Origin of the sequence: Micrococcus sp. APC 4021 (genome assembly GCF_030407635.1) — a bacterium.
GTDB lineage: Bacteria > Actinomycetota > Actinomycetes > Actinomycetales > Micrococcaceae > Micrococcus > Micrococcus luteus.
In genome coordinates, this window is sequence record NZ_JASDCZ010000116.1 from 1 (window position 1) to 7,468 (window position 7,468).

Below are 7,468 nucleotides of genomic sequence, written 5' to 3' on the forward strand. Positions count from 1 at the left end.
CCCCGCGCCCGCCCCTGTGGACGCGCCCGTTCATCCTCGTCAGCGCCACCTACCTGTTCGTGGCGATGATCTTCTACACGCTCATGACCGCGATGGCGCTCTACGCCGTCACGTCCTTCGGCGCGTCGGACGCGGAGGCCGGCGTCGTGGTGGGGGCGTTCGTGCTGGGCGCGGTCCTCACCCGCATGACGACGACGCCCGCCACCTTCGCGTGGGGGCGGCGGCGGGTCCTGCTCGTCGCCTTGGCCTGCTACGTCCTCACGACGGCGGCGTACCTCTGGGCGGACTCCCTGGCCACGCTGACCGCGGTCCGGCTGCTCAACGGCATGTGCTTCGGCGCGGCCGGCACCGTGCTGGCCACGGCCGTGCAGCGGATCGTCCCGCCCGTGCGCCGCTCCGAGGGCACCGGCTGGTTCTCCACGTCCATGACGCTCGCGGGCGCCGTCGGGCCGATGGTGGCCCTGCAGCTGAGCACCACCCTCGGCTACGACGCCCTGTTCTGGGCGTGCATCGGCTTCACGGGCATGGCCCTGCTGATCGCCCTGTTCCTGCGCGTGCCCGAGCCGCCGCTGACGGGCCGGTTCCGGCTGCACCGGGCGGACGTGTTCTCCGCGGAGGTGGCGCCGGCGGCGGGCGTGGCCCTGGCCTCCGGGTTCATGTACGGCGGCATCCTCGCGTTCATGGCCACGTTCGCGCAGCAGCAGGGCTACCCGGCGATGGTGCCGAGCCTGTTCTTCCTGCTCTTCGCCGCGGGCACCATCGTGGGCCGCGCCGTCCTGGGCGTGCTGCACGACCGGCACGGGGACAACGCCGTCGTCTACCCGATCCTCGCGGGCATGGCCGTCTCCTACGCGGTGCTGGCGCTGTGGCGGGAGCCGGCGGGCATGCTCGCGGCCGGCGCCCTGCTGGGGCTGACCTACGGGCCCGTGGTGAGCGTGTTCCAGACCATCGCGATCAAGGTGGTCCGGCCCACCGAGATCGGCGTCGCCACGGGCACGTTCTTCCTGCTCCTGGACCTCGGCACCGGCCTCGGCCCCATGGTGCTCGGCGCGGTGGCGGCCGCCGTCGGGATCCCGGTGATGTACCTGCTCTCCGGCGGGGTCGGGATGGCGCTGCTGCTCTACTACCGGCTCGTGCACGGCGGCCGGGCCATCGCCCGGCGCCCGCCCCCGGCCTGAACCGGGCGGCGCGCTCAGGCGGGCCCGTGCCGGCGCGCCTCCTCGACGGCGCTCGCGACGCCGCTGTGCCACGGCTCGCCGTGACCGGGCAGGACCGTGCCGGCCCCCGTCGCGGCGAGGGCGTCCAGCGAGCGCAGGGCGAGGCCGCTGTCGGCGGTCGCGGCCCCGGCGATGATGCGCGGGCCGCGGCGACCGGTGTAGGGGTCCAGGGTGACGAGGGCGTCGCCGGAGATGAGGACGTCCCGGTCCGGCAGGTGCAGGGCGCAGTGGCCGTGCGTGTGGCCCGGGCTCGGCACCACCACGGGGCGCCCGGGGACGGGCACCGTCTCCCCCGGGGTGAGCTCGGCCGTCGCCCTGACGCCCTTCACCGTGAACACCCCGGCGGCCACCATCGAGCCCAGGATCGGCAGCGCGGCCGGGTGGCGGAGCGGGTAGAGCGCGCGCGGGTTCTCGTGCGCGTAGGAGTAGGGATGGGCGGCGAGGTAGTGCTCGGCGCGGTGGGCGTACACCGGGACCCCCAGCCGCTCCACGAGGCGACGCGCGGCACCGACGTGGTCGAAGTGCGCGTGCGTGAGCACGAGGGCCTTGATGTCCTCCGGGCGACGCCCGAGCGCGCGCACGGCGTGCCCCAGCGGACGCCACACGGCGGGCAGGCCGGCGTCCACAAGGGTCAGCCCGTCCGTGTCCTCGATGAGGTAGCAGTTCACGTTCGCGTGCTGGACGAGGTGGATGCCGGGGGCGACGGGACGGGCGGTCATGACGGAACCTCCAGGACGGTGGGCGGTCCGCACCGCCGGCCCGGCGAGGGCTTCGGCGGGCGGTTCGGACCCCACCAGTGGAGCATCGGCGCGCGCGGCCGCGGTAGGGCTCAGCGTCCCGCGCCGGCCCGACGACGGCGCCCCGCGGCCCCGGCTCGCCCTGCGGTGGCCCCGGGTCAGCGCGCGGGCGTCGGGGCCCGCCGTCGTCGTGGGGGTGCTCACGCGTCCCATCCCCCGATGTGCACGAGGGCGTCGCCGCGGTGCACCAGGGGTGCCTCGGTGCGGCCGATGACCACGCCGGTCAGCTCGGCCTTCACGTGCGCGAGGCGGCGGCCGAACGAGTTGTAGAGCGCGCCGATCCGGTCCCCGGCGTTCACGCGTTCGCCGAGCGCGACGTCCAGGTGCACGAGGCCGTCCGCGCGGGCGCGCACCCAGGTGGACTGCCACACCAGGTAGGGGGCGTCCTGCTCACCGTCGACGACGTCGGGGTGCACGGCGGCGGTGTCCTCGCCGGTGGCGTCGGTCGCCTCGGGCACGTCCGTGGTCCGCTCCTCGGGGACCTCGCCGGGCAGCGGACCGGGGGCGTCGACGACGGCGTCCGGCCCGGGCTCGGTGAGCCCGATGTCCGCGGGGTCCACCATGTCCAGGGCGGCGAGCACGCGCAGGACCCCGTCCACGCCGGGGGCGATCGCGTACTCGTCGAACCGCCAGGCCTCACCGGCCTCGTAGAGCAGCACGCGCGCGCCGGTCTCGCGGGCCGCGGCGCGCAGGGAGCCGTCCCGCAGGCGGGCGTGGAAGAGCACGGGCGCGCCGAACGCCTCGGCGAGCGCACGGGTCTGGGAGTCCTCCAGGTCGCACCGGATCTGCGGCAGGTTGGAGCGGCGGTCCGCGCCGGTGTGCAGGTCGATGCCCACGGTGCAGCGGCCGATCACCTCGGTCATCATCAGGTGCGCGATGCGCGAGGCCAGCGAGCCCCGGGCGGAGCCGGGGAAGGAGCGGTTCAGGTCGCGGCGGTCCGGCAGGTAGCGGTCCCCGGCCATCACGCCGAGCACGTTGACGATGGGCACGGCCAGCAGGGTGCCGCGCAGCTGCGTGGGCTGCAGCCGCTCCATGACGCGGCGGACGATCTCGACGCCGGCCACCTCGTCCCCGTGGATCGCGGCGGAGACCCACACGGTGGGCCCGTCCTCGCGGCCGTGCAGCACGTGCACGGGCAGGGTGACGTCCGCGCCGGTGACGAGCTGGGAGATCGGCAGGGACAGCTCGTGGCGGCGGCCGGCCGCCACCTCGACCCCGCCGAACGCGAAGGGGGCGCGGGCGGGGCGACGGCTCATGCGCGTCCCCGGTTCCGGCGGCGCACGCCGCGCGGCGGCTGCCCGCCCACGTACGAGGCGGCGGGGTCCACGAGGAGGCCGCCGGCGGCCAGCGCGGTGCGCCCCACGAGCATGCGGAAGCCCATCTCGTCCCGGTGGGTCAGGGTCACCTCCGCCTCGATCGTGCGGCCGGCCAGGGTCAGCGGCATCACGACGACGACGCGCTCCTGCGCCTCGCCGTTCGAGGAGCGGACCGTGCGCAGGTCGGCCACCGGCAGCTCGGCCGTCCGCGCGTCCGCCGCCGAGGTCTGCCACGGGTGCACCTCGAACCGGACCCACGCGGCGCCGTCGCGGGCGAACCGCTCGATGCCGAAGGCGTGGAGCGCCGAGGTGCGGGCGCCGGTGTCGATCTTGGCCTTGATCCAGGGGGTGTGGGCGGCGGGCAGGCCGACCCATTCGCGCCAGCCCACCAGCCCCGGGCGAGCGGCGCCGTCGTCGGTGGGGGGCACGCCGTGGGGGGCCGGGGCCGTGTGCTTAGATTCAGACACGCCCCTCATCCTCCCAGGAAAGCGGTCATGAAGCTCGCCATCCTCTCCCGTTCCCTGCGCGCCTACTCGACGCAGCGCCTCAAGACCGCGGCGCTCGAGCGCGGCCACCAGGTGAAGGTCCTGGACACCCTGCGCTTCGGCATCGACCTCAGCTCGGACGAGCCCGATCTGATGTTCCGCGGCCGCCCCCTCTCCGGCTACGACGCCGTCCTGCCGCGCATCGGCAACTCGGTGACCTACTTCGGCACCGCCGTGGTGCGCCAGTTCGAGCAGATGGACGTCTACACGCCCAACACGGCCGCCGGGATCATGAACTCGCGGGACAAGCTGCGGGCCACCCAGATCCTCTCCCGCCACGAGATCGACATGCCCGCCACCGTGTTCGTGCGCAACCGCGGCGAGGTCTCCACGGCGATCGACATGGTGGGCGGGGCGCCCGTGGTGATCAAGCTGCTCGAGGGCACTCAGGGCATCGGCGTGATCCTGGCGCCGACCAAGAAGGTGGCCGAGGCGATCATCGAGACGCTGCACGGCACCAACCAGCAGGTGCTCATCCAGCGGTTCGTGGAGGAGTCCAAGGGCACGGACATCCGCGCGCTCGTGGTGGGGGACCGCGTGGTGGCCGCGATGCGCCGCCGGGCCCAGGGGGACGAGTTCCGCTCCAACGTGCACCGCGGCGGCACCGTGGAGCGCGTCGAGCTCTCGCCCGAGTACGCGGAGACCGCCGTGCGGGCGGCCCACATCATGGGCCTGCGCGTGGCCGGCGTGGACATGCTCGAGGGCGAGCACGGCCCGCTGGTCATGGAGGTGAACTCCTCGCCGGGGCTGCAGGGCATCGAGGCCGCCACGGACCTGGACGTGGCCGGCGCGATCATCGACTACGTGGCGGACCAGGCCGGCTTCCCGGACATCGACGTGCGCCAGCGCCTGGCCGTGTCCACCGGGTACGGGGTCGGTGAGATCACCGTGCACGCCGGCTCCGGCTGGGTGGGCCAGTCCATCGAGGACTCCGGGCTGCTCGCGAAGGACCTGCAGGTGCTCACCCTGCACCGCGGCACCTCCGTGTTCCCCAACCCCGCGGACACCAAGGTCCTCGAGGAGGGCGACCGGCTGCTCTGCTTCGGCAAGACCGAGAACATGCGCGCCCTCATCCCCGCCCGCGCCCGCCGCCCCAAGCGCGTGCGGAAGCTGCCGGCCACCCCGATCCTCGCGTCCGTCGCCGAGGAGGTCCCGGCGCCCGAGGTGCCCGCCGACGACGCCTGACCCCGGGCGCGGGGCTCAGCGGGCCGGGGCGAACGCGCCGATGCCCGTGAGGTGCCGGCCGAGCGTGAGCTGGTGGACCTCGTCCGTGCCCTCGTAGGTGCGCACGGACTCGAGGTTGTTCGCGTGCCGCAGCGGCGAGTGCTCCAGGGTGATGCCGTTGCCGCCGAGCATCTCGCGGGCCTCCCGCGCGATGCTGATGGCCACGCGGCAGTTGTCCAGCTTGCCCGCCGAGATCATGGCGGGGGTGAGCGGGCCGGCGTCCTTGGCGCGGCCGATCTGGTGCGCCAGCAGGTAGCCCTTGCCGATGGCCACGGCCATGTCCGCGAGCTTGGCCTGCGTCAGCTGGTGGGAGGCCAGCGGCACCCCGAACTGCTGCCGCTCCATCGCATAGTCGAGGACGGCGTCGAAGGAGTCGCGGGCCGCACCCATCGCACCCCAGATGATCCCGTAGCGGGCCTCGTTGAGGCACTGGAAGGGGCCCTTGAGCCCGACGGCGGAGTCGGCCGGCAGCATTGCGGAGGCGGGCAGGCGCACGCCGTCGAGGTGGATCTCGCACTGCACCGAGGCCCGCATGGACAGCTTCTGGGTGATCGCCTCGGCGCGGAATCCGGGGGTGTCCGTGGGGACCACGAAGCCGCGCACCCCGCGCCCGTCGCCGGGCTCGCCGGTCTGCGCCCAGATGATCGCGACGTCGGCCAGCGTGGCCAGCCCGATCCAGCGCTTGACCCCGTCGAGCACCCAGTCGCCGCCGGGCTCCTGGCGGGCCGTCGTCGTCATGGAGGCCGGGTCCGAGCCGGCGCCCGGCTCGGTGAGGCCGAAGCAGCCGACCGCCTCGCCGGTGGTCATGCGCGGCAGCCACTGCGCCTTCTGCTCCTCGGAGCCGTGCTTGTGGATCGCGCCCATCGCGAGCGAGCCCTGCACGGAGACGAAGGTGCGCAGGCCGGAGTCGCCGGCCTCGAGCTCCTGGGCGGCGAGGCCGTACTCCACCGCCGAGCGGCCGGGCATGCCGTGGCCCTCGTAGGGCATCCCCAGCACGCCGAGGCGGCCCAGCTCGGGGACGATCTCGCGGGGGAACACGGCGTCGTCGTACCAGCGGGCGATGTGCGGGCGGATGTGTTCGTCCACGAAGCCGCGCACCTGCAGTGCGACGGCCTTCTCCTCGGCGGAGAACAGGGAGTCCAGGCCGACGACGTCGGCGCGGCCGAGGAACGAGTCGGCCTCGGCGTGGAACGGGATGGTCATGGCGGGGGTCCTCTCTGCGGGGTGGTCAGCGGGCGTCGAGCCAGGTGTTGACGGCCGCCGTGTCCGCACCGAGCGCGGGGGGCGCGTGGCGCGGGTGCGCGACGGGTGGGTCCCACTGCACCGGGTGGCGGAACTGCCGGCCGGCGGGGGCGCCGGAGCGGTCCTGGACCTCGATGGTCGGCTCGAGGCCGAGGGACTCGGCCAGCTCGACGCCCTCGGCGACGGTGGACACGAGGCCGACCGGGAGCCGCTCGGCCTGCAGCACGTCCCGCCAGTGGGCCGCTGTCTGCGCCGAGAGTGCGTCCTCCAGGGCGGTGCGCAGCTCCTCGCGGTGCTCGACCCGGTCCGTGTTCGTGGTGAAGCGCGGGTCCTCGGCGAGCCCGGGGACGCCGAGGGCCGCGGTGAAGGTGCGGAACTGCGCGTCGTTGCCGATGGCGACGGCGAGCGGCGCGTCCCGGCACGTCAGCAGCTGATAGGGGGCGATCGAGGGGTGGTCGTTGCCCATCCGCCGCGGGACGACGCCGGCGCCGAGCCAGGCCTGGCCCTGGTTGGCGAGCGCCCCCTGCAGCGAGGAGAGCAGGTTCAGCCGCAGGTGGGCGCCCTCTCCGGTGCGCTCGCGGCGCAGCAGGGCCGCGAGCACGCCGGCGGTGAGGTCCTTGGCCGTGAGCACGTCCACCAGGGCGACGCCCGCCTTCATCGGGGCGTCCGGTTCGCCGGTGATGCTCATGAGCCCGCCCGCGGCCTGGACGATGAAGTCGTAGCCGGGCAGGTCCCGGCCCTCGCGGTCGCCGAAGCCGGAGACGGCGGCGTAGACCACGGACGGGTTCTCCCGCGCGACGTCGTCGTAGCCCAGGCCGAGGCGCTCCATGGTGCCGGGCTTGAGGTTGTGGACCACGACGTCGGCCCGGGCGGCCAGGGCGGCGGCCCGCCGCTGGTCCTCGGGGTCCTTCAGGTCCCAGCCGACCGACTCCTTGTTGCGGTTCACGGACTCGAAGTAGGTGGCGCCCGTCGCCGAGCGGGGCGGAGCCCAGCCGCGGGTGTCGTCGCCGCGCACGGGGTGCTCCACCTTGATGACGCGCGCCCCGAGGTCCGCCAGCGTCATGGTGGCGAGCGGGCCGGCCAGGACGCGGGAGAAGTCGGCGACGAGGACACCGTCGAGGGGGAGC

General features: G+C 74.5%; 7 protein-coding genes. 2 read left to right on the forward strand and 5 right to left on the reverse strand.

Annotated features, from left to right (window positions below; genetic code table 11):
- The coding region (locus QL983_RS09440; protein ID WP_290152593.1) for an MFS transporter at nt 1-1,178 on the forward strand (1,178 nt) is incomplete at its 5' end.
- Between the two features lie 14 nt (nt 1,179-1,192).
- Here the strand turns inward: QL983_RS09440 and QL983_RS09445 are convergent.
- The 3 genes from QL983_RS09445 to QL983_RS09455 all read right to left on the reverse strand — a co-directional run bounded on the left by QL983_RS09445 (nt 1,193) and on the right by QL983_RS09455 (nt 3,797).
- On the reverse strand, nt 1,193-1,936 hold the full coding sequence (locus QL983_RS09445; RefSeq protein ID WP_036314391.1) for an MBL fold metallo-hydrolase: 744 nt from the start codon (nt 1,934-1,936) through the stop codon (nt 1,193-1,195).
- Nucleotides 1,937-2,154: 218 nt separating this feature from the next.
- On the reverse strand, nt 2,155-3,270 hold the full coding sequence (locus QL983_RS09450; protein ID WP_290152595.1) for a succinylglutamate desuccinylase/aspartoacylase family protein: 1,116 nt from the start codon (nt 3,268-3,270) through the stop codon (nt 2,155-2,157).
- Nucleotides 3,267-3,797, reverse strand: coding sequence for an ATP-dependent zinc protease (locus QL983_RS09455; protein WP_063188563.1), 531 nt, complete (start codon nt 3,795-3,797; stop codon nt 3,267-3,269). The genes QL983_RS09450 and QL983_RS09455 overlap by 4 nt, the downstream gene beginning before the upstream one ends.
- A 27-nt stretch (nt 3,798-3,824) precedes the next feature.
- On the opposite strand from QL983_RS09455, the gene rimK reads away from it, so the two are divergent.
- On the forward strand, nt 3,825-5,060 hold the full coding sequence (gene rimK, locus QL983_RS09460) for a 30S ribosomal protein S6--L-glutamate ligase (RefSeq protein WP_230278183.1): 1,236 nt from the start codon (nt 3,825-3,827) through the stop codon (nt 5,058-5,060).
- A gap of 15 nt (nt 5,061-5,075) precedes the next feature.
- Here the strand turns inward: rimK and QL983_RS09465 are convergent, their stop codons facing one another.
- Nucleotides 5,076-6,302, reverse strand: a complete 1,227-nt coding sequence (locus tag QL983_RS09465; RefSeq protein ID WP_230278182.1) for an acyl-CoA dehydrogenase family protein — start codon at nt 6,300-6,302, stop codon at nt 5,076-5,078.
- A 25-nt stretch (nt 6,303-6,327) separates the two neighbouring features.
- On the reverse strand, nt 6,328-7,468 hold a 1,141-nt coding region (locus QL983_RS09470; RefSeq protein WP_290152604.1), incomplete at its 5' end, for a CoA transferase.

Bases quoted from the DNA above. Each gene is read 5' to 3' on its own strand.
- QL983_RS09445 (WP_036314391.1), bottom strand. From the start codon at position 1,936: ATGACCGCCCGTCCCGTCGCCCCCGGCATCCACCTCGTCCAGCACGCG.
- QL983_RS09450 (WP_290152595.1), bottom strand. From the start codon at position 3,270: ATGAGCCGTCGCCCCGCCCGCGCCCCCTTCGCGTTCGGCGGGGTCGAG.
- rimK (WP_230278183.1), top strand. From the start codon at position 3,825: ATGAAGCTCGCCATCCTCTCCCGTTCCCTGCGCGCCTACTCGACGCAG.
- QL983_RS09465 (WP_230278182.1), bottom strand. From the start codon at position 6,302: ATGACCATCCCGTTCCACGCCGAGGCCGACTCGTTCCTCGGCCGCGCC.